Annotated in this window: 21 protein-coding genes and 1 riboswitch; of the genes, 10 read left to right on the top strand and 11 right to left on the bottom strand. The window is 36.4% G+C overall.

What is annotated here, in order from left to right; translation table 11 throughout:
- The first annotated feature begins 74 nt into the window (after nt 1-74).
- Nucleotides 75-1,091 carry a type I restriction enzyme HsdR N-terminal domain-containing protein gene (locus ACFO7M_RS05535; RefSeq protein WP_379734479.1) on the top strand — a complete coding sequence of 339 codons (1,017 nt, stop codon included), beginning with the start codon at nt 75-77 and terminating at the stop codon, nt 1,089-1,091.
- Between the two features lie 75 nt (nt 1,092-1,166).
- Here ACFO7M_RS05535 and ACFO7M_RS05530 read toward each other — a convergent pair whose 3' ends face one another.
- Complete coding sequence (locus ACFO7M_RS05530) at nt 1,167-2,042, bottom strand: helix-turn-helix domain-containing protein (RefSeq protein ID WP_379734477.1); 876 nt, start codon at nt 2,040-2,042, stop codon at nt 1,167-1,169.
- Nucleotides 2,043-2,142: 100 nt separating this feature from the next.
- Here ACFO7M_RS05530 and ACFO7M_RS05525 point away from each other — a divergent pair, with 100 nt between their 5' ends.
- From ACFO7M_RS05525 to ACFO7M_RS05510, 4 genes are all read left to right on the top strand, one after another.
- Nucleotides 2,143-2,502 carry a DUF983 domain-containing protein gene (locus ACFO7M_RS05525; RefSeq protein ID WP_379734475.1) on the top strand — a complete coding sequence of 120 codons (360 nt, stop codon included), beginning with the start codon at nt 2,143-2,145 and terminating at the stop codon, nt 2,500-2,502.
- A 504-nt stretch (nt 2,503-3,006) separates the two neighbouring features.
- Nucleotides 3,007-3,363 carry a hypothetical protein gene (locus ACFO7M_RS05520; RefSeq protein ID WP_379734473.1) on the top strand — a complete coding sequence of 119 codons (357 nt, stop codon included), beginning with the start codon at nt 3,007-3,009 and terminating at the stop codon, nt 3,361-3,363.
- A 102-nt stretch (nt 3,364-3,465) separates the two neighbouring features.
- Nucleotides 3,466-4,272, top strand: coding sequence for a hypothetical protein (locus ACFO7M_RS05515; protein WP_379734471.1), 807 nt, complete (start codon nt 3,466-3,468; stop codon nt 4,270-4,272).
- A gap of 16 nt (nt 4,273-4,288) precedes the next feature.
- Nucleotides 4,289-5,545, top strand: coding sequence for a TCR/Tet family MFS transporter (locus ACFO7M_RS05510; RefSeq protein ID WP_379734469.1), 1,257 nt, complete (start codon nt 4,289-4,291; stop codon nt 5,543-5,545).
- 60 nt (nt 5,546-5,605) lie between these two features.
- On the opposite strand, the gene ACFO7M_RS05505 is transcribed toward ACFO7M_RS05510, so the two are convergent.
- Nucleotides 5,606-7,828: a DUF7619 domain-containing protein gene (locus ACFO7M_RS05505; protein ID WP_379734468.1), complete on the bottom strand. Its 2,223-nt coding sequence runs from the start codon at nt 7,826-7,828 to the stop codon at nt 5,606-5,608.
- A gap of 121 nt (nt 7,829-7,949) precedes the next feature.
- A complete protein-coding gene (locus ACFO7M_RS05500) occupies nt 7,950-10,415 on the bottom strand; it encodes a DUF7619 domain-containing protein (protein WP_379734466.1) in 2,466 nt (821 codons plus the stop codon).
- Nucleotides 10,416-10,718: 303 nt separating this feature from the next.
- On the opposite strand from ACFO7M_RS05500, the gene ACFO7M_RS05495 reads away from it, so the two are divergent.
- The gene (locus ACFO7M_RS05495) at nt 10,719-11,471 is read left to right on the top strand and encodes a UDP-2,3-diacylglucosamine diphosphatase (RefSeq protein WP_379717288.1); all 753 of its coding nucleotides are present in this window, start codon (nt 10,719-10,721) and stop codon (nt 11,469-11,471) included.
- Nucleotides 11,472-11,508: 37 nt separating this feature from the next.
- Nucleotides 11,509-11,603: riboswitch (TPP riboswitch) on the top strand.
- 128 nt (nt 11,604-11,731) lie between these two features.
- Nucleotides 11,732-13,894, top strand: a complete 2,163-nt coding sequence (locus ACFO7M_RS05490; protein ID WP_379734464.1) for a TonB-dependent receptor — start codon at nt 11,732-11,734, stop codon at nt 13,892-13,894.
- A gap of 29 nt (nt 13,895-13,923) precedes the next feature.
- Here ACFO7M_RS05490 and ACFO7M_RS05485 read toward each other — a convergent pair whose 3' ends face one another.
- Nucleotides 13,924-14,346, bottom strand: coding sequence for a Rieske (2Fe-2S) protein (locus ACFO7M_RS05485; RefSeq protein WP_379734462.1), 423 nt, complete (start codon nt 14,344-14,346; stop codon nt 13,924-13,926).
- Between the two features lie 156 nt (nt 14,347-14,502).
- On the opposite strand from ACFO7M_RS05485, the gene greA reads away from it, so the two are divergent.
- Both greA and ACFO7M_RS05475 read left to right on the top strand, forming a co-directional pair.
- The gene (greA, locus tag ACFO7M_RS05480) at nt 14,503-14,979 is read left to right on the top strand and encodes a transcription elongation factor GreA (protein WP_379717294.1); all 477 of its coding nucleotides are present in this window, start codon (nt 14,503-14,505) and stop codon (nt 14,977-14,979) included.
- 11 nt (nt 14,980-14,990) lie between these two features.
- Nucleotides 14,991-15,380 carry an HIT family protein gene (locus ACFO7M_RS05475; RefSeq protein ID WP_379717296.1) on the top strand — a complete coding sequence of 130 codons (390 nt, stop codon included), beginning with the start codon at nt 14,991-14,993 and terminating at the stop codon, nt 15,378-15,380.
- A 51-nt stretch (nt 15,381-15,431) separates the two neighbouring features.
- Here ACFO7M_RS05475 and ACFO7M_RS05470 read toward each other — a convergent pair whose 3' ends face one another.
- From ACFO7M_RS05470 to ACFO7M_RS05440, 7 genes are all read right to left on the bottom strand, one after another.
- On the bottom strand, nt 15,432-15,650 hold the full coding sequence (locus ACFO7M_RS05470) for a PID-CTERM protein-sorting domain-containing protein (RefSeq protein WP_379717298.1): 219 nt from the start codon (nt 15,648-15,650) through the stop codon (nt 15,432-15,434).
- 397 nt (nt 15,651-16,047) lie between these two features.
- Nucleotides 16,048-16,368, bottom strand: coding sequence for a hypothetical protein (locus ACFO7M_RS05465; protein ID WP_379717300.1), 321 nt, complete (start codon nt 16,366-16,368; stop codon nt 16,048-16,050).
- A 461-nt stretch (nt 16,369-16,829) separates the two neighbouring features.
- Nucleotides 16,830-19,277, bottom strand: a complete 2,448-nt coding sequence (locus tag ACFO7M_RS05460) for a TonB-dependent receptor domain-containing protein (protein ID WP_379734461.1) — start codon at nt 19,275-19,277, stop codon at nt 16,830-16,832.
- 71 nt (nt 19,278-19,348) lie between these two features.
- A complete protein-coding gene (locus ACFO7M_RS05455; protein WP_379734459.1) occupies nt 19,349-20,434 on the bottom strand; it encodes a hypothetical protein in 1,086 nt (361 codons plus the stop codon).
- Entirely contained in the window at nt 20,418-21,500 is a 1,083-nt protein-coding gene (locus tag ACFO7M_RS05450; protein WP_379734458.1) for a site-2 protease family protein, read from the bottom strand. The genes ACFO7M_RS05455 and ACFO7M_RS05450 overlap by 17 nt, the downstream gene beginning before the upstream one ends.
- Nucleotides 21,501-21,528: 28 nt before the next feature.
- The gene (locus tag ACFO7M_RS05445; RefSeq protein ID WP_379734457.1) at nt 21,529-21,663 is read right to left on the bottom strand and encodes a hypothetical protein; all 135 of its coding nucleotides are present in this window, start codon (nt 21,661-21,663) and stop codon (nt 21,529-21,531) included.
- 86 nt (nt 21,664-21,749) lie between these two features.
- On the bottom strand, nt 21,750-21,887 hold the full coding sequence (locus ACFO7M_RS05440) for a hypothetical protein (protein ID WP_379734455.1): 138 nt from the start codon (nt 21,885-21,887) through the stop codon (nt 21,750-21,752).
- A gap of 326 nt (nt 21,888-22,213) precedes the next feature.
- Between ACFO7M_RS05440 and ACFO7M_RS05435 the strand changes: the two genes are divergently transcribed.
- Nucleotides 22,214-22,504: a hypothetical protein gene (locus ACFO7M_RS05435; RefSeq protein WP_379734453.1), complete on the top strand. Its 291-nt coding sequence runs from the start codon at nt 22,214-22,216 to the stop codon at nt 22,502-22,504.
- Nucleotides 22,505-23,080: the final 576 nt, after the last annotated feature.

Below are 23,080 nucleotides of genomic sequence, written 5' to 3'. Positions count from 1 at the left end.
ATTCTCCTTTTAATAGAATATTGATAGAAAGATTTTTTTATCTTTAGCATTAGTTAAATTAATTTGATTCTAATATGCCAATAAACAAGCAGATAGCCAACGTCATTAAAAAATCACTCTCTAAATTTGATTTCAATAAACTAGAAGAGAAATGTACTAATGAGGCTCAAACTAGACAATATCTAATCGAACCAATTATTGAAATATTAGGATACAGCCGAATGGATGATATGCTAACCGAAATAAATGCTGGTTGGGGACAAAAAAATGACAGAGCTGATATTGGCCTATTAATAAAGGGAAAAAACCCAGAAATTATTGTTGAATGTAAAAAGTATGGCAAAACATTAACCGATAAAGAAGCCTCACAGTTAAATGGTTATTTCATAAATACACCTAGTTCAAAGTTGGGTATTTTAACAAATGGTATTGAATGGAGAATATACAGTGCAGACGAAGCAAACAAAGAAACAATTTTAAATGTAAATCCATTTTTAGTATTAGACTTTAATGAAATAAATGATGCATTAATTGATACTTTATCCAAACTTCATAAGAATAATATCGATGTTAAAGAGTTATTAGAAGAAGCGACTGATTTTTATTTCATGCGCGGTTTTTCAGTTGCATTTGCGAATGAATTATATGATCCTTCAGATGATTTTCTAAAAGCCATTTTCAACAGAATGAATGGAAAAAGATTAACAGATCCATTAAAATCAAAAATTAGAGAACAAATTAATTCGAGTTCAATCCAAAAAGCTCTGTATAAAGTTATAGAAGAAGAATCAAAAAACGGAAGTCTTATAATCACAACCGCTGAAGAATTAAAAATATATCATGCTATCAAAACAATTCTAATACATAAAAAAGAGATTGATGCCGATAGAATATCCTATAGAGACCAAAAAAACAGCTTCAATATATTAGTAGACGATAACAACAAAAAAAATATCTGTAAAATTCTTAATTCAAGAAATAATTATTCACTTGAAATTAATGGAAATAAATATGATGTGAAAGGTATAGAAAGTGTAGTTGCACTAAAAAAACAACTTTTAGACGCCGCAATGGTTCACTTTCAAAAATAATTTTTCCATCTAAACAAAACATAATTTCTTTCCGTACTTAGAATACTTTTAAGTGCGGTTTGTTTTTTTTATTTCCTACTTATACCGTTGCAAAAACTCCGAAGGCGTTTCACCGCATTTCTTTTTGAATAACCGGGAAAAATAGGCATAATCCGCATACCCTAAATCGGCGGCAATGGCATTGAAACTTCGTTTTTGCGAAATCAGTTCGCGTTTGGCTTCCAGGAAAACCCGTTCCAGAATAATATCGGTCGTGGTCTTATTCACCTGATCTTGTGTAATTCGGTTCAAATGCTTGGGCGAAACACACAACCAATCCGCATAGTGTGACGCCGACTTTTCGGTTTTGTAATGCTGTTCCACCAAGCGCTCCAATTCATGAAACTTCTCCGAATACGAATGCGTCTTCTTTTGCACTATACTATCCTCAGCTATATACAAACGGGTACTTTCAATATAAATCAATTCGACCAATGCCAAAATTTTTGAAGCCTGAAACACCTTTCCGGAAGTAGCTTCCTCCAAAATAAGGGCAAACATGTTCTTAAAATACGGTAAGTCCTCCTGCCCTAAATTCAATACCGGTACATTTTGAATACGCTGAAAGAAAGGAAACTGCAGCAATTGGGCTTTGGTGAACGGCAATTCATAAAACGATTGGGAGTGAAAAAAAATAAAACCCCGAATGTCTTCCGACAATTCCCAATGGTGCATTTGTCCGGGATTTAGAAAGAACAAACTCCCCGGCTGTATGGTATAGGTTTCAAAATCGATTTCGTGCGTACCCGATCCATGCGTAAATAGTACAGTCAAATAAAAACTATGCTTGTGCGGTTTATGAATGTTGCGATGTGCCGTTACCAGATGACTCTCTATTGTATTGGTATGAAAACCCTCCAATGTATGGGAACTTCCAAATTGATCCAAATGCAACACTTTCAAATTCTTCATTGCTTTACCCTTTACAATATGTCCTAAAAGTACAAATAGTAGCGTGATTTAGCAATAGCCCAATGCAAACATCGCACTACCTTTACCTAAAAAATAAGTCATGTCAACTTTCTTACATATTATCGGAGAAAAATGTCCAAAATGCCATCAAGGACAGGTATTTGCTAAAAAAGGCAACATCTTCCTTTTGCAATTACCCAAGATGCATACCCATTGCTCGCACTGTAACCACAAGTTTGAAAAAGAACCGGGGTATTTCTTCGGATCGATGTTTGTGAGCTACGCACTTTTAGTAGCCGAAATGGTGGTTTTCTTTTTGATTACCTACCAATTCATCGACAGCTTCTTAACCATTGTAGGGTTAATCGCAACGATGGCGGTTTTGTGGAGCACGTTCAACTTCCGCTTGTCACGAATGATTTGGATCTACTTACTCGACGGCCCGAAAAAGCAACTCTAAAAGGTGAACTCCAAACTAAATAATGAGAACTACGAATTAAGTTAGGTGAACTACTTACTTGATTCGGTGAACTCCAAACTAAATACAGAGAACTACCAATTAAGTTTGGTGAACTACTTACTTAATTCGGTGAACTCCAAACTAAATACAGAGAACTACGAATCGAGTTTGGTGAACTACTTACTTAATTAGGTGAACTCCAAACTAAATACAGAGAACTACGAATCGAGTTAGGTGAACTCCTAATCAAGTAAGTAGTTCTCATTTTCGTTTTGCATTTAAAAAAAATCAACTTTTATCATTCCGTTACCAATGCGCATTTAAAAATCATAAATTACTGAATAACAATATTTTACACAACAAAACAATCGACACAAAAAGATAACCTGCTGATTTTCTTTGCTTTTTTAAAATAAAAAATAAGAATATTCTGATATTTTGGAATGGTTTTTGGTTTTTGATGAGTAATCATTTAAATCATTATTAATTAAAAAACGAAAAATCATGGCAAGAAAAAAACTATCACGTGTAATTGACTTAGAAAAAGCACGTACCAGACTGGCAGCAATCAAGAGTATTGATGACGCATTGGACTTAGGAAGCGGGTTTACCGCCCGAAACTACGAAGAAGAAATCAACGCACTCAATTCCGACTTACAAGCGTACAATACCGCTTTGAGTACCGTAGACAATTTGTACAACAACTGCATTGCAAAGATTGATGCAATTAAAGACTGGAACGAAAGGATTCTGGCTGGTGTAGCCACCAAATACGGCAAGAACAGTTCACAATATGAAATGGCTGGCGGTGTCAAGAAAAGCGACCGCAAAAAACCTTCACAAAAAAGGATGAATACGTAATCCCTGTTTTTTAGTTTGATAATCCCGTTTTCCGTAAAAAGAAAGCGGGTTTTTTTGTATGTTTAACCCTTCTAAAATAATCTTGGATAGCACAATTTCTATATGAAAGCAAACCTCACCCTTTTCTCCCGACCTTTATTCCTACTTGGCTTACTGCTACTCATTACTAATGATTGCTATTTCAAATATGCTTACCCAAGTTTTATAACCGGAAAGCTTTCCGATTTTGCCGGATTGTTCATCTTCCCGTATTTCTTCTCGGTATTTATGGAAAAACAAGCCAAATACATTTATATGGCAACTGCCCTATTTTTCATCTACTGGAAGTTGGAAATGGCACAACCGTTCATTGATTGGCTTTCTTCAATAACTCACCTTGGGATTTACCGAACTGTAGATGTTACCGATTTAATCGCTTTACTGATACTACCATTTTCCTATCTGTACTTCAAAAATAAAAAAGCCTATACTTTAAAAGCCAATCCGTTAATTCAAATGACAATTGTTCTGATCAGTGCTTTTTCATTTGTAGCCACCACACTTCCTCCAGTTAAGCAAACTTCGATTGAACTAGAATCTAAAAAAACATTTCTTATCCCAGCGAAAAAGCAAACAGTATTAGAAGAATTAATGCCAACAGAGGAAATGAATGACACTGATTTTGAACACATAATTCAACCCAAAGGTTTTAAAGGCTCAATCCTTGTCAAAATCAAAGCAACAGCATACCTTGAGAACAACACAATGATTACACTAAAAGAAATCAATACTTATTTTATTGATAAAGAACTATACAACAGCTACGGTTTTGAAGAAATAGAAGACTTAAAAATTGAAGATTTTGAAAAACTTTACGAAGCGTACTTATCCGAAAAATACGGCTCGGTAAAAATCATACAACCAAAATAAACAACGAGAAAACAGTATGAAAAAAAATCAGAAACAAGCCGCGATCGGTTTCATCTTCATTACTTTACTGATAGATGTCATCGGACTGGGGATTATCATTCCGGTAGTTCCAAAACTAATTCAGGAACTGATTCATGGTGATGTAAGTGAAGCTGCAAAATATGGAGGATGGCTGACGTTTGCTTATGCCATTACACAATTCCTTTTTTCACCTTTGGTTGGAAACTTAAGTGATAAATTTGGTAGAAGGCCTGTATTATTACTTTCCTTATTTGGGTTTAGTTTAGACTATTTGTTACTTGCTTTTGCGCCTACTATCACTTGGCTATTCATTGGAAGAATCATAGCAGGTATTACAGGAGCAAGCATTACTACTGCGGCAGCCTACATAGGTGATATTAGTACTAATGAAAACAGAGCCAAAAACTTTGGAATGATTGGAGCGGCTTTTGGATTGGGTTTTATCATCGGACCTGTTCTTGGCGGATTACTTGGCCAATATGGTGCAAGAGTGCCTTTTTATGCAGCTGCCATACTTTGTCTTTTCAACTTTTTGTATGGCTATTTTATACTTCCCGAATCGTTATCAAAAAAACACCGTCGCGAATTTAATATCAAACGTGCTAATCCAGTTGGTTCTTTAATCAGTTTAAAAAAATACCCAAGCCTTATCGGATTAGTAGCGGCTGTTTTTTTACTACATACTGCTTCTCATGCTGTGCAAAGTAATTGGAGTTATTTTACCATGTACCAATTTAAATGGGACGAAACTATGGTAGGCCTCTCTTTAGGCGTTGTTGGAATACTGGTTGCCTTGGTTCAAGGTGGATTAATACGTTGGATTAATCCTAAATTGGGCGATGTAAAGAGTATTTATGTTGGCATGGCCTTATATACTTTGGGAATGTTTTTATTTGGTTTTGCTACACAAAGTTGGATGATGTTTGCATTTTTGATTCCGTATTGTTTAGGCGGAATTGCCGGACCGGCATTGCAAGCAGTAATCGCGTCTCAGGTTCCTGCTAATGAACAAGGAGAAATTCAAGGCACATTAACGAGTTTAGTGAGTGCTGCTGCGATTATTGGGCCACCGCTAATGTCGACAGTGTTTTACTACTTCACACACAATGAAGCTCCGTTTACATTTGCTGGCGCACCATTTATATTGGGTGGATTCGGAATGTTGGTCAGTACGTTGATTGCCTACTTTTCCTTAAAGAAACACCATCCCGAAGCATTGGTTTACGATACTCTGGAATCCGAAGAACTATAAGCAACAAAAAAGCCCGCCTCGTTACCAAAACAAGGCGGGCTTTCTTTTTATACTTCACATTTATTGTTTGACAATTTTGATGGTGTTTTCCAGTTGACCGGCTCTAAGCTGAATGAAATACATTCCGCTAGCCAAGTTGGTCACATCTTGAACAGCAATTCTATCGTTTACCACTTTTTTCAGTACTGTCTTTCCTGAAAGATCCATAATGGTAAGTGTATCAATTTTGGCGTCACTATTTTTAACTACCACCGAAACGATACCATTTACAGGATTAGGGAACAGTAAAAATTCGCCAGTATTGGTCGAATTCCCCTCCAATGTTTTCACAAATTCAGTCGTACACGTATTGGTCACAATTGCAGGATTGAAATCAAAATAGATCGAAGCCGTATTTGGGATACTATCACCAATAGCATAACCCGGTTTTGGTTTTACTCTAAAATGGATAAACCCATGACCGATATCGGAATTGGCAACAGAAGGAGGCAATTGAATCCCATCGAATTTCCAGTTCAACACATTGTTTTTTCTTTCCAAAATATATGGATGACTGGCGCTTATCGTCTCAAGGGTAGCTTCATCCAATTGATTATCCAACACATCATTCACTCTCACATTAACCGCCTCATAAGTTCCGGTATTTTCAAAACGAATCGTATAATTCAGATAATCATTCTCCGTAAAAGTAGAATGTACAATTTTGCCACCATGTGCTTCCGATTTATCGTTCGGATCGTACGACCCCACAATAACCTGTCCCATGAAACTAGTATCGTTTCGAATTTCGCTATCTCCCACAACATCAGTTAGTGCAACAGTATTGGTTACGACTTGACCTAAACTAACAATAGGAATAACAGGCACCTGCATTTCTACCGTAATCATACGAGTCTCATAAGGCAATAAATTAGTAAAACTATAAGTGAATCCGTTCGCTGTTGGCAAGGTTCCCGTTTGGGAAACACTAGTAATCGACACCAACGAATCGTGGGTAAACGTTAAGGTACCATTAGGAATCACTGCATTGCCATTGTTTGTATATACGATCTGATTTTTATACGTGAATCCTGGTCTAGGAGGCGTTCCATAGGCTCTAAGCGTCACATTGGCATCAAGATAGGGCAATTCGGTCAATGCAAAATTAAGTGTTGTAATTCCTGAATTGGCAGGCACTGTTATATTATTGTAAGTTGCAGTAGCAATGCTATATCGAGCCGCTAATTCAGGGCGAATCGTATAAGATACATTATATACTGAGCTAGGGTTCGATTCATAAACCGTATGTTTACCCGTTACAGAACTTACCGAAGTCATTGCTCCTCCATTCACTTGGTAATTAAAAGTACCGGCATCAATATTATTTTCACCAACCTCTTGTGTACCATTGGAATTGGCATCCACAAAAGCATTCAATTTCAAACCACTTGAAATATTCAAATTGGTATACACTTGTGTTTGCTTCGAATCCGGCGCACCATTATAAGTAGCCGTAACGTTAAAAGTAGCGGTGGTATTTCTTCTATTAATATCTTCTTGTGTGATCACATGTCGTGCTGTAAACGTAGTACTATCGGTCGTTCCCGGAGTTAACGTAGCGATAGGACCACCTAAAACTGTAGCATTTGAACTTGTCACCATGACATTAGTCAAATCTGAAGACCTATTGTTCTTTACACTTATTTGGTAATCGATAACATCTCCAATGCTTGTATATCCGTCCCCATTTAAATCGACATATTCCCCTAGTGCATTTATATCCAAAGAAGTAATCTGAACAATCAAATGATAACTACATCCCATGCTATCCGTAACAATTAATTGGTAATATCCAGATTGTAAACCTGTGAAAACATTAGCCGTTTGCGAACCTATTATAGGTCCACCATTCATGGATAAAGTATACGAATACCCGGGAACTCCTCCTGTGGTAATCACTGTGATAGTATTCCCATCGACTATAGCAGTGGCAACTAGCACTGCGGGCTGACTAACGCTTGCCGAACCGAATGCTGTTTGTCCATTGGAATCGGTAATAAGAAACCCATAAGTTCCCGGAGGCAGAGCAACAAATCGGAATGTTGAAGCGTCCACTTGTTGAGTAACCCCAGCTGGAGGGGTTAGTGCTATAGTATAAGGAGCACTACCACCAAAAGCAGTGACGGTTAAACTTCCGTCTGCACCAAAACAACTTGCGTCTTGAATATTCAAATAATAATTAAGCTGCGAGTACATGGCATTACCACACAACAATACCAACAAGAAGAATAGTTTTTTCATCATAAATACGGTTTTATGCAATTTAAGGTCCGACAAAAGTACCAAAAAAAAGAGCCCTTTAACAGAATAAAGCACAGCTATTCCGTTTATTAGTTCCTTATTGTCAAATCTATGGTATGCAATACTATTGTTTAACCACTTTGATTGTCGATTCTTGCTGACCCGCTCTGATGGTAATGAAATACAAGCCATTGGCCAATGATGTGACATCGGCTATCACAACAGAATCGTTCACAGACTTTTTCAAAACAGTTTTTCCGGTTACATCTACCACATTAAGTGAATCAATTCTATTACTACTATCTTTTAAGGCAATGGTAACCATTCCAGTAGTAGGATTCGGATAAAGTGTAAAAGCACTTTGATCAAAGTCATCAGTACTTAAAGCACTTACAAATTCCGTCGTATACGTATTGGTCACAATCGCCGGATTGAAATCAAAATAGATCGAAGCTGTATTGGGTATATTATCACCAATAGCATACCCTGGTTTTGGTTTTATTTTGAAAGTAATATAACCATGCCCTATCCTTGTATTGGCAACAGAAGGGGGAAGGTCAATACCTTCAAAACTCCAATTTAAGGTATTACCAACACGTTTCATCATATATCCATGACTTGCATCAACCATCTTAACGGAAGTTTCATCCAATTTGGCATCGAGAACATCAACTACTTTTACATTTTCAGCCTGATATGTTCCTGTATTTTCAAATTGAATGGTATAGGTCAGATAATCATTAGACGTAAAATCGGCATGAAGTATTTTACCACCATGTGCTTCTGTTTTATCATTGGGATCATATGAACCCACAATAGTTTGAGCTACTGTAGCTGAATTATTCCCAGCGTTTGTATCGTTGACAGGAACTGTTGCTGAAACTGAATTCGTGAGCAGTTGCCCTAGGTTAGCCGTAGGAATCGTTGGGACTTGCATCGTGACAATAACATATCGCGTTTCTCCAGATAAAAGGTTGGTAAAATCATAGGTAAAACCATTAGTTGTATTGATTGCTCCAGCCTCTGAAATAGTGGTTATCGTAACATTAGCATCTTTAGTAAAACTTATTGTTCCTGATGCAACAGTTAGATTTCCGTTATTTCTGTACATAATTCTATTCTGATATGTAAATCCGGGTCTCGGCGGAGTTCCGTTTTGAGAAATTGCCGTTTCCAAATCTGAAAAAGGCGCTTGGGTTACCGGAAAACTATACAATGTTACTCCTGAATTGGGAATATAACCAACATTGGCATAACCCGTTGTGGTCAAATTATACTGAGAAGCAAATTCCGGATTGATGGCATACGTCAAATCATACGAATTAGCCGAATTGGATTCATTGATAAAGTAATCTCCGTTAGATGATGTAACATGATTCACGACACCACTGTTGTTCAGTTCATACCCAAACTGCCCGTGGGTAAAGTACGGCTCATTGACTTCTTTGGTTCCGTTAGCATTGGAATCTATAAATGCATTCATCAGGATTCCTTCATTGACCACTGTAATAGTTACTGTGGCAGTATCATTAATTACCGGACTATTCGTGGCAAATATCATATAGTCAAAAGTATACACTCCGTTTGGAGTTCCTGACAAGACACTGACTGTCCCGTTTGGATTCAAAATAAAACCACTGGGTACTGAGGACGACGATAAAACAAAAGAAGATGGATTTATCAAGTTGGATCCCTGGAAGTCATTACTCAAAACCGAATAAGTTGAAGTCGAAATACTTCCGTTCACAGGATAAACAGTAACCGCATCATCGTTGGCAATAACCGGATGTATGGTGACAGTAGTTGTTCCTCTACATCCATTTTGACTTACTACAACGATAGTGTAAGTCCCTGGTGGAACATTGGTAAACACACCCGATGACTGAAAAGGTGTTGTTATAGGTGACTCAATAGCAAATCTAAAAGGTGCAGGTCCGCCTGAAGGAGTCGCTACTATGTTGTTATTGATCACAGTTGCCGTCACAGTCGGCGGGAAAGGTGATGCAATTGTAAGAGGACTGGAAAGGGTCATAGCTCCTGATACCACATCTTTTACTGCAAAAGTATAAACCCCTGACTGTACTACATTAAAGGTATTAGACGATTGAAATGTAACCCCATCGATTGAATACTCATAATTACCTGATCCGCCTGTAGCAGACACAAATACTGATGCACTGTCAACACAGCCTAAATCTCTTGTTATAAATGCGGAACAATACAAGGGAGAATTTGCACCATAAGTCAAAGGCCCTGCCCATTCGGCACTGGAACCTCCCGGGCAAAGCATTCTTACATATACATCATATTGTGTACTGGGAACAGCACTATCGAGTATAAAAGAATTGCCAGGAACCGTTATAGTCCCGGCAGGAGGCGTTGGATTATTTGTAGGCGCCGTTGTACCCGCAGGAACTATCAGCAATAGCCATGAATCACTACCAAACGTACTGGGTTCCCAATCTGCAACAATCTGTCCTCCGGTTGTAGTAAATATTCTGAAATCACCAGGAGCAGGACATATTTGAGCGAATGATGTTAGTATACTCCCGAAAACAAACAACAATACAACAAGATAGTTTTTCTTCATAGATTGGGTTTTATATTTTAAAGCGAATAAAGATACCGAAAAAAAGAATACAAGATAAATTGCAACGTTCTTAACTATCATTTCATTAACCTTTACCTTTTGATTAAACCGTTCTCGCTTTTCAATTTATATAGTAGGCTTTAATGTATGTAGCAAATCAATTATAGTGATGATAAAAAATTCACATCTTATTTTGAATCGTAAAGCAACTAGAAAAACATCTCCAAACATCACACTTTTCCTTTGTGAGAATACCCTATAAATTAATGGAACAATTCTTATCTTTGAAACAAATAAAACCGAATGACTTCTTCCCCACCTTTAAAAATATACTTTGCAAGTGATCAGCACTTGGGAGCACCGACACCTGAAGCCAGTTTTCCGCGTGAACAAAAATTTGTAGCCTGGCTGGATGAAATCAAACACGACGCAGAAGCTATATTCCTATTGGGTGATCTCTTCGATTTTTGGTTCGAATATAAAACTGTTGTTCCTAAAGGTTTTGTACGTGTTTTGGGCAAATTGGCCGAAATTCGCGACAGCGGTATTCCCATCTATTTCTTTGTGGGCAATCACGATTTGTGGATGGACGATTACTTTCAAATGGAATTGAACATTCCGGTATACCATACTACCAAAGAATTCAACTTTAACAACAAAACCTTTTTAATTGGACACGGAGACGGTTTAGGTCCTGGCGACAAAGGATACAAACGGATGAAAAAAGTGTTTACCAATCCATTTTCAAAATGGTTGTTCCGATGGTTACATCCGGATATTGGCGTAAAACTGGCGCAATACCTTTCGGTTAAAAATAAATTGATTTCAGGTGCTGAAGACGTGAAGTTCCTGGGTGAGGAAAACGAATGGCTGGTGCAATATGCCAAACTAAAACTTACCTCAAAACACTATGATTATTTTGTTTTCGGACACCGCCATCTTCCCTTGGAAATAGATCTGAATGAAAATTCCAAATACATTAATTTAGGCGACTGGATTGGGCATTTCACCTACGGTGTTTTTGACGGAACCAATTTCAAAGTTGAAAAATATTAATTCGTTTTTTATTTCTTTAAAATTGAAGTACTTTTGTGCCGTCTCAAAGGGGTGCTCTAAATAACGAGCTGAGATTATACCCAATGAACCTGGAACAGGTAATGCTGTTTAGGGAAGGGCTGAGCGTTACGAAATGTCCAGCGGATATTTAGCGAAAGAACCGGCTGATAAAGCGGCCTTTCCATTAACGTTTCTGCGAGAAAATCATTATTTAATTTTAACAGAATAATTACCCCTTTTATTTGTAAACCATTTTACGAATGAAAAATGTATTCAAGAGTATTTCGTACCGCTTACGAGACACACAATCAGTCGGAAAAGGCTTCCTCATTTTTGCCTTTTTTGTTCTATCAACTCCTTCTTTTGCACAAGAAGAAACCAAAGATTCAACCAAAACAAAATCCTTAGAAGAAGTAATCGTAAAAGCCACTAGAGCAGACGAAAAAACACCGGTAACTTTTTCCAATTTCACCAAGAAAGATTTCTCTAAAAGAAATCTGGGCCAAGACATTCCGGTATTAATGAATTACCTACCTTCTGTAGTTACCACAACCGATGCCGGAAACGGAGTAGGCTACACCGGAATCAGAGTTCGTGGTAGCGATGCAACTCGCGTTAACGTAACCATCAATGGTATTCCCTACAATGATTCGGAAAGCCACGGAACGTATTGGGTAAACATGCCCGATTTTGCTTCATCTACAGAAAGCATTCAGTTGCAACGTGGTGTAGGAACCTCAACCAACGGAGCAGGTGCTTTTGGAGCCAGCTTAAATTTAGCCACAGAATCTTCTACAAAAGCAGGTGGAGAAATTGCCAACTCTTACGGAAGCTTCAATACCCATAAACATACCGTAAAATTCAGTACCGGATTATTGAACGAACATTTTGAATTGGCTGGACGCTTATCTCAAATTAAATCAGACGGATACATCGACAGAGCCTTTTCGGATTTGAAATCGTATTTCTTACAAGGAAACTACAGCAATAAAAAAACCAAAATCAAAGCATTGATTTTTGGCGGAAAAGAACATACTTACCAAGCTTGGAACGGATTGGATGCTGCCACATTGAAAGCAGACCGAACCTTCAATTGGGCGGGATACTATACTGATGAATCAGGCAATGCTCGTTTTTATGACAACGAAACCGACAACTACCAACAAGATCATGCGCAATTGCATTGGAACCAACAATTGAACAACAATCTTGACCTTACGATGGCTTTGCACTACACCAAAGGAAAAGGCTATTACGAAAACTACAAGGAAGATGCCGATTTTAGTGATTATGGCATGACATCGGTTGCAGGACAAACCACGACTGATTTAATTCGTCAGAAGTGGTTAGATAATAATTTTTACGGTACCACTTTCTCATTAAACTACAAAAATGACAAAATAGATGTGGTTTTTGGAGGTGCTGTCAACAAATACGAAGGCGATCACTTCGGAAAAGTAATTTGGGCGCGTTATGCCTCCAATAGTGAATTAGGTGATAAATACTATGATGATTACGGCAACAAAACCGACGCCAATGCCTTTTTAAAAGCAACCTACAAAGTTCTAGATAAATTAAGCTTATATGGCGACCTTCAGGTGCGTAATGTAAACTATGAAGCAACAGGTGTTCAAGCTTCTAAAGTGACTGACAATTTCAACTTCTTTAATCCTAAAGCAGGATTAACCTACGAATTCAATGCCAACAACAACCTGTATTTTTCCTACGCTAAGGCACACCGTGAACCGAACAGAACCGACTACGAGAATGGAACACCAAAACCAGAGAAATTAGACGATTTTGAATTGGGATGGAGATATCAAAACGAAAAAGTAAAACTAAACTTAAATGGTTACTACATGGCCTACAAAGACCAATTGGTACTCACTGGAAAGCTAGACGATGTAGGATCTCCAATTCGTGAGAATAGTGGTGACAGTTATCGTTTAGGAATTGAAGCTGATGCAAGAATTGTGCTTTCTCAAAAATGGACTATCGCACCTAACATCAGTATTAGCGAAAGTTTGAATAAAGATTTCTACACCGATGCTTCAGGAACATTAGAATCATTAGGAAATACTAACATTGCGTATGCTCCAAAATTCATCGTGGGGAATAGCATCAATTTTAGCCCAATAAAAAACATCAACATTGCAGTATTATCGAAATTTGTAGGCAAACAATACTTGAATAATAACAATGACAAAAGTTCGTATTTGAGTGATTACTTCATCAATGACTTTAGCTTCAGTTGGGATATCCCAGTGAAAAATGTATTTAAAGAAATTAGTATTACTGCTTTGTGCAATAACATTTTTGATAGAGAATATGTTTCAAATGCTTTTGACTATGGTGGAGGTTACATCTACTATTATCCACAAGCAGGTGCCAACTTCCTTACTGGAGTAACATTGAAATTCTAAAATTAAAAAGGAGCCAATTGGCTCCTTTTTTAATTGTACACTCGAATGATGTCACCCATAACCTCAGTACGATAGTATTTTAGTGGATAGGTTCCGCCATTGACAGCAGCTCCGGAATACAAACTGTACTCATAATTTTCACATGAGCATTTCACATTGATTCCGTTAATAGCCATCTGAGAACAGCTACTTGGCTCGTGGCTGGGACAACTCACCTCAAAAGCGTTATAAACACCCTCACCCACTTTCATCACTACAATCCCTTTCACACCAACACCTACATCGGTAATAATTATAGGATTACTCACAAACTTTAACGAGTTGTAAGCGGGAAAATTGGTATTGATCTCTTTCGAAAAACCAACATTCGGCAAGTGCGGATTTCCATTATTCGCTCCATCTGGACTACACGAAAAAAACACAAGACACAGGAGGATTAAAATCTTCTTCATTTAATTGTATAAACTTGTTCAGAACAAATTTAATTTATTTACATTTGTATAACGCACAAACAAACAAATAAATTATAAACTGAAAAAAAATAGTATCTTTGTATAAAGAAATCCCGTCGCGATGGGATTTTTTCTATTTATATAAATAATGACGTTATGAGCACAGTATCTTATTACACAGCCGCAGGATTAAAAAAACTAAAAGACGAGTTAGATCAACTTAAAAATATTGAACGTCCAAAAGCTTCACAGGCTATAGCTGAAGCTAGAGACAAAGGAGACTTATCAGAAAACGCAGAATACGACGCTGCAAAAGAAGCACAAGGATTATTAGAGATGAAAATCTCTAAAATGGAAGAACTATATGCTAATGCCCGTTTGATTGACGAATCTCAATTAGACACTTCAAAAGCATTGGTGTTATCACACGTAAAAATCAAAAACCAAACCAATGGCATGACTTTGTCTTACCAATTGGTTGCTGAAAGCGAAGCAGACCTGAAAAAAAATAAAATTTCAGTAACCTCTCCAATTGGAAAAGGCCTTTTAGGAAAATCGGTTGGGGAAATTGCAGAAATCCAAGTACCTAATGGCATCTTGAAATTTGAAGTATTAGAAATCACCAGAGACTAATCCAAAAAACTATGGCCTCAATATTCACTAAAATAGTAAACGGGGAAATTCCTTGTTACAAAATAACAGAAGACCAAAACTATTTGGCTTTCTTGGATGTGAACCCCAATGTGAAAGGACATGTATTGTGCATACCTAAGCAGGAAATCGATAAGATTTTTGACATGGAAGATGAAGCCTACTTGGGCTTAATGGCTTTCTCCAAGAAGGTAGCCATAGCTTTGGAAAAAACAGTACCCTGCAAGAGAATTGGCATGACTGTCATTGGCCTGGAAGTACCTCATGCACATGTACATTTAATTCCATTGAACATGATGGATGATGCTCGATTCCACAACAAAGTAAAACTTACCCCTGAAGAATTTCAGGATTTGGCTAACGCTATTGCAAAACACTTATAAAAGAAAAAGTCCCAATTAGTTTGGGACTTTTTTATAACTCTATGTAAATAATTATCGTATTGTATCTACCTTACTATTCTTACGTATAAAGTAAACTCCATACAGCAATCCTGCAGCCAGTAAAAACAACACTCCTTCATTAATTGGCAATCCAACTGGTGGAGGTGGTGTAGGCGGCGGTGGCCCCCCTGCGGGTGGCGCTGCATAAGTAGAAAATGACACTGACAAAGCAAGTATCATTAGGTTAGTGATTTTTGGAGCAATCTTCATGTTTGTAAAAATATAAAAAAATGTATTCCAAAAGCAATTAATTTTAACTAATTGCTTATAAATATTTCTTCCGCAATATTAATCGAAAAAAATGACTATACAAATTAATTCAGGTAAAAATACAATTAATTTTTTGGTTTTTAGGGAAAAAAGAAACATTCGTAAGAAACCATTCTCATAATTTAAATACTTTGACAATCAGACATTCTGCTTAAAAAAAATAAAAGAACCTAGCACTCGAATTATTGATCTGCATTAGACGCTTCAACCAATTCAATTAATTCACTGTTTCCCTCACTTAAGTTATCTTTAAGAAAGATGGTATTGCATTTCTGATTATAACCTCAGCAATCCCAATCACTATAAATGGTAAACAATCATTTTGTATGATTTGTTATTATAAAATTAGAATCAGCAATAATAAAACAATAATAGCCGCACCGAAAGAAAGATAAATCCCTTTATGATCTGCTGCCAATTCTTTTTTAATAGCTTTTACTTCTTTACGTAGCGCCTTTCTTTCTTCACGGGAGAGTTCTGATTTTTTAATTGCCTTTATTTCCTTCAAACGACTAAGTAACTGTTCACCTCTAACATCCTCTGACATTACAACCTTTGCCGTATTCACGGGATCTGTAGTCACTTCCGAAGAATACGCTGAAACTGAAATAGCACTAAAAATAAAAAGCACTACTGTTTTTAAAATTGATGTTTTCATGGTATTGAATTTTAGTTAATACTATCTTTTGTGCAATCCTAAAAAACCAATTTGTTTTGAACCATTAGGCAGTATTCCTTGTTTCTAAATAGATTACTTTACAGGTCTTCCACTCGATTGCATGTTGTAAAATTAGTCAACCAATACCCAGTGCTGTTATAAAATAGAGCGTATGTGTTACATAATTTCCACAGGGAAATAATTAAAAATCAGAAACTTAAAATACACCACTCCTCTTCTTCACAATTAGAACAAGTAGTCAATAAAAAAAGCTGCAACACAAATTGCAGCTCTTATTCCACTATAGCTCAAAGTAAGGAAACCAACGTTTCAAAACTTTATGACACTTAGGGGCATTGGTAACTTATTCATTGGATTAAAAAGGCTTCTCCTGTTATTGTGGCTTTGTATAGAGTCAACATGGCGATTAATTATTCTCTTGTTTGCAACATAAAGAAGCCTTATAATTTTACATCCAATGAATTTTTTCTATTTTCTCGGTCTTCATTTTCTTCTTTCTTTTCACTGGCTGGCTTATAACTTCCGAAACTATAGGTCAGAGAGAACTTAACTCTTTGAGAATCGTTGCGAAGCATCACGTTTGCATTCAAAGTATTGTTGGCAAACAAAGCATAGCGTTTCATTCCTGTACCCAATAGATCATTATAGGAAAATTGGACTTTAGTACTATTCTTAAAAAATGAACGCGTAAGCGTCAGATCAAGTTTATGATACGCCTTCTCAACATTGTAAATAGTAAAATTTCCTGGAGATGAATACGAATGCTGGAGATTGGCCTTTATTTGGTAGGGTGCTAAAAACTGAGCATAAGCACCAACAAATTGGATACTTTTAAAATCATTATCGTAACCCGATTTTTCATAAGAGGTGTTATTTATTCCTCCGAATAGATACAAATAGTTAATTTCATTAATGCTTTTAATCTCTTTCAAGTAACCAATCCCTTTCGTGATTATTCCCAAAGGAATGGGAATACCTAATCCGGCATTGAATGTTCTTACATTATTAAATTGCTCAGTGGTTTGTTGGTAGGTTTCGTCAGTTTTATTGAATACTAAAAAGTTATCCGTTTTGGCCTTAGAATAGGAAAAACTCAAATCCATATATTTAAAAAAGCTGAATTTCAATTCTGCGTTATCATAAAAACTAGGTTGCAATAAAGGATTACCCGCATCACCTGCCAAATTATTGATAATTCCCCCAGAATTCGGATCCAACTCTTGATATCCCGGTAATCTTACCTTTTTGGAATACGAAAAATTAATATCAGTAAATGAATTCCAATGATAACCCAGATTAAAACTTGGAAAGAAATTACTAAAACTCTTTTCTAAATCCAGAGAAGGCTCCAATTTACTGTTCATTCTTAGATACTCATAACGCATTCCTAGGGTAATATCGAACTTATTGATTTTCTTAAAGAACTCTGTATAAGCAGCCAAAGAATAATCTTTATAATCGAACCAAATCGAATTGGTTGAATTATTCAGGCTATTTTGGTATACACCTTGAGAAACCACATCAGAATTCGCATATTTTAAGCCCGTACTGAACTTTAATTTTTCATAAGGAAGCACCAAATCCAATTTAACTCTATTCACCTTGGAATTGAACGCATTTTCATTTTCGTTGCTATAGTTGGTAGAATTCAGTACCGACTCATTTAAAGAATTACTATTCCTATCAAAATTGAAATACTGATAATTCAATTTCAACGACTTGTCGGTATTTTTAAATTTATACACCAAGGTTGTAGTGAGTTCATTTCGCTTACTGTCCAAATCCTGTTTACCCTGACTCGTTTGGTTGATTAGGGTTCCGTTCTCCTCTCCCATAAAAGTCGAATTGGAAATTGTCTTTTGATTAATACCTGCAAACGAATACTTCATATCTAAATTCCAATTACTCTTAGAATACCCCATCCCCAATCGTAAGTTCAATGGTTTTTGATTTACATCGTTACTACCATTATCAGAAATGAAATTATCATTTTGCTTTTCTTTGATCAATTTGTTCATTCCATTCTGACTATCTACATCATTGTAACCCAAGCTTGCACTCCAATTGATTTTTTTATACAACCCATTTAAACTTACCGAATTCTCATATTTATCCATTTTATACACTGTTACAGCCGAATACAATGTTCCATTGATTCCTTTCTGATTTTTCATCTTCGTTACTACATTAATCACATCCGACGAAGTGCCTGCTTCATAACTGGCTCCAGGATTGTTAATAATTTCAATTTTGGATACAGAAGACGATGACAAGCTATTGAGGTAATTCGATAAATCCTGACCTGTCATATTAACCGGTAGTCCATCTATATAAACGGTTACCGCTTTTCCTTTAAGGCTGATGTTCCCATTAAAATCTGTCATTACTCCCGGTAACTTCTTGATCGACTCCAGCGCAGTACCGTTATTGAGTGCATCATTACTTTGAACAGAATACGATGTTTTATTTCCTTCAATCTTGACCGGACTAACAGTACTCTTCACTGCAACTTCATCCAATGTTTTCAAATTACCTGCTCTATACAATTTGAGTTTGAGATACACCGTATCTTTAGTAGCTGGATTAATTTCAAAATTCAAATCGGAAGGCAGATACCCTTCTGAACCAATGGACGCTTTAAACTTCCCATTCATTTTAGTCACAACATAAGAGTTGCTGCAGTGATTCGTTTCAAACTTTTTAACGGAAACAAAAGAACCATTGTACCACAGTTGAATGTCTATGTTTCGAATATGGGTTGTATCCTGATCACATGCTTTGTCTTCTAACTCCAATTGCGTTGTTATAACTATCTTATTCCCTTGAGCATAGGAAAAAGAACAAAAAAGTAATACGAGAAATACATAGGGTAATTTAAAATTGTGCATTAGTAATCGATTTGAATTGTTTTTTAGTGAATTGGAACCGCTTTTAGAAGACAAAACGCATGTAGCTGTTCTCAGACAATTATGTTTTTGCTTAGTAGCTCCCGCATTGTGTCTAAACTGATGGTGTCAAAGGTATTTTCATGTAGCGCTTCATATAATTCTTGGTCAATTGGATAGGACTGGTAATCGATGAGATCAAATAAAAATGGAGCATCACCGAGGCTAAAGGTAGTATATCGTTCTTTATTAAAATACCCTTCAATTCTATCCGGAGTACTGTACGTTGCTATAGTATCTCGCATAAACCATTTATGGATATACAACCAGCATTCCCACTGTTCCGGATAATGGATCAATCGTTCTTCTAATTTTTGGTACGCGGTTGCAATGGATTGTACCGCAAAATCCTCTTTATTCTCGAAATCTTCTTGTCGTATTTCACGGTAAAACTCCAAAGTACTACTCTCTGGTTCATCCCGAAAAGAGACTACTGGTACAATTTGAGCTTGCAATAAGGCCGCTAGTTTACCCACTCCGTTTTTCACGAATATTTGGTTCTTGAAAAAGTTAATCCCAATATAGCTTTTGGAAAAATCCTGTTGCGTATCAACCATTGCCGAATTACCATCCAAGTATACCGACATTACATAGCCATCTGCGATTAATTGTTTTAATTTGAAAATGGATTTTCTGTCTTTAATGTTTAAAATAACCATATCGGAAGTCGTTTTGCTTTGCAAAACCTCTTCACAAACCCTAAGCATTTCCTCTTGCTGTTTTTGAAACACGCTATCATCAATGATCAATACAATTTTATACCCCAGTTCATAGAGATAACAATTCATCAAGCGGTACGACCCCAAATGAAAGGTAGCAAATATGGTATTGTCCTGAACTGATGCAGAAGCGACTCCAAAAGTAGTTTCGTCTATAATTCTTGACTTTCTCAGGTAGGTTGTATCGGCTTGTTCCCGACCCGATATTTTTTGGTAATAGATTACTTTCTTATACAATTCTTCATAATCTGAAGCAGGCACAAAAGGCAAAAACCGTTTGATATTTGCAGAAAACAAAGCCAGATTGTAACTGGCCTTTTTTCGTTCTGCTTCTGTTGGATTGAAAATCCTTTCTTTGATTGTTTTATATAATGTTTTCATTGGCTTTCAATTTTCTTTTTTTAACAATCCTATACAAAAACAACGTCAGCACCAGCAGAATAAAAATACATGACGAATCCACTTCTCCGGACGCATACAGTTGGCCACTTTTTTGCCACAAGAAGCGTAGAAACGTAAGGGTGATGAAAAGAACAAAAACAGACCTCAACACCGTGTATATCGTCATTACTATTCCTTCCTCCGTTTTTCGAAAACGCATCCATTTTTGAACCATTGCATTAGACACTTTATACAAATCTTTTCCTTGCAGCAAATCCGAGAGTACCCAATACCCATCGAATTTCAGGAACGGATTCAGATTGAGAATCACAATGGAGAAATTGATACAAAATACCGTTAGAAACACCCCTTTCAATGTATCGATCCACATTGACAATACCAGGAGGGCTACACCGCAAAAAAGCTGTAGGTAGATACCGGCAAGATTGATGATGATTCTTTTGGAAGCGTTTAATTTCCATATTTCATTGAGATCTACATAAAATACCGGAAAAACCAAATACCACCCCAGACCGATTTCTTTCACTTCCGTACCGTATCTTCTCGCTGCGAGGCTATGTCCCCACTCATGAACCACCACAACCAAAAAAAGTAGCACACCACCTAAAATCGTTTCTGAAGTGGAATTGAAATGCAATTTCATTGAAGTAGTATAGAAATAAGCATTGATAAGCAGTACGAACACACCCATTCCGTAAAAAAAATAAGCGCTGAACGCCTCCAAAATAACATTTGGAACACGGACCACCGAAGGATTAAACAGCGGCACTATTTTATGAAAAGAGGCCGTATCCTGTTTGATTACGAACGGATTGATTTTATTTTCTATGACATCGTCTATTGTTTTTCTATCCACAAACAAACCGTACCTTTCCTTAAAATGCATTTGCATTTCATCACTTGCTTTTCCTTCTTTGAGAAATTCAATGATATCCTTAATCATAAATCCGACGTGCATGGACTTATCATATAACCGGACCAAATACTTATTCTCAAAGTCGGTGCTTACTATTTCAATTTCGTTGTACATTATATTGTTTTTCATAATTCAAAGCTGGTCCAATTTTCTTACATTAGAGATAAGAATCTTCCATTGGAGCGTTAAAGCATTTATTAAATGCACAGGAAACCAATCCGTCCACTGCTACAAACTCTTTTCTTTGTTCCAGTTCTTCTATTGTAAAAGGTGTTAAATAGCTGTTTTTCATAATCCTTTTATTTGATTCATAATAGCACTAATCAGCATAAAAACAATCAGGGAAAATGATACATCTTCCCTGATCATTAAAGCATACTATAGACCTACATCTCCAACGGTGATGTCACATTTTGAAGCACAACATCCGCTATCTTCTTCCACAATAGCAGTGAATTCATTTCTCACCTGCAACTCTTCGATAGATAAACCTTTCAATACGTCTGAATTTTTCATAGTTTTGTTTTTTATTAGATTAACAACAGTCATTCCTTTGTGTCTTCGAAAACATTTTTAAAGGTTTGGCTGTTTTTTATGACCGGTTCTCTCGGTTTACTGATTTATCCACCGGTTTCGAATAAAACAGTTTCTTCTTCTATTTCGGCATACAAGATCCCTCCTATTGCACTTTTTCTTTGGAGTACAAAAACCGCAATTACTGATCAGATAATATTATTTCTTTATTGAACTTAAAACCCAACGAGAAAAAAAATGAAAACAACCGTTGGGTTTTTGACTAAAACTGATGAGACAAATCTATAGGGCGTTGTACAGTATTGCAAATGAATCACTCCCGAATTCATAAATTCCGGGTTGTGATTTATGAATTCGGTACAAGGTTACCTCTTAGAGCCCATGAAAACAAAGGGATTTGGGTGACTCGTAAGCACAGAAAAAATGTTGGATATTCTTTAGTTTCGTTACTCTATAACTTCCATAAAAGTATCAAAAAAACCACAACATTGCTGTTATGGTATTTTTATAACTTGAAGTTGGGGACTTTACGTAGCGATTTCATCTCAGATGGCGGAATGGCATCTATTACTTTTTTGAATCTAAAACAGCCTACATAATTTATACAGGACATACCAAAACAAAAAAAATACTTTCGTAAAGGATCTGTTTATCATCGTCATTTTTTACGTCTAAATTTGGAAACAATAAACACTAAATCCAACTCTGAACTAAATTAAGCCCGCGGTCAATACCTGCTGAAACGACCGAAAGGAAATCAAAAAGGAACTCTATATAGACAATCGTAGTATTTACCTTTCCATTGGGGCCGCTATATCATCCTGTTGCTTCTGATACTGATTTTAAAACCAACAAAAGCAGGAACCATAGACCGGTCTTATATGCTACGTTGGGAATAACTATTACTTTGCGCTGCATATTTTCTGATAAGAGTTAATATTAAGCTACAGCGACTACTGTAGAGCCCCAACACCAACTTTCAGTCATTTTTTTAGTTAAATAGATTAAAATCATCAATCAAATCAACATAAGGGCACTATAAAAACAACACCTCCATTTTATCAACAGATTAATTTTCAACAACCTATAAAAAAATAAAGCATTACATTCTGGTTTTTGTTAAATTTATCTGGGATTTAGCTAAAAAAGCAATGAAATCTAACAACTTTTTAATT

Source organism: Flavobacterium sp. GCM10023249 (assembly GCF_042653365.1).
GTDB lineage: Bacteria > Bacteroidota > Bacteroidia > Flavobacteriales > Flavobacteriaceae > Flavobacterium.
The sequence above is the reverse complement of the archived record's forward strand: the minus strand, read 5'-3'. Positions and strand labels throughout refer to the sequence as shown.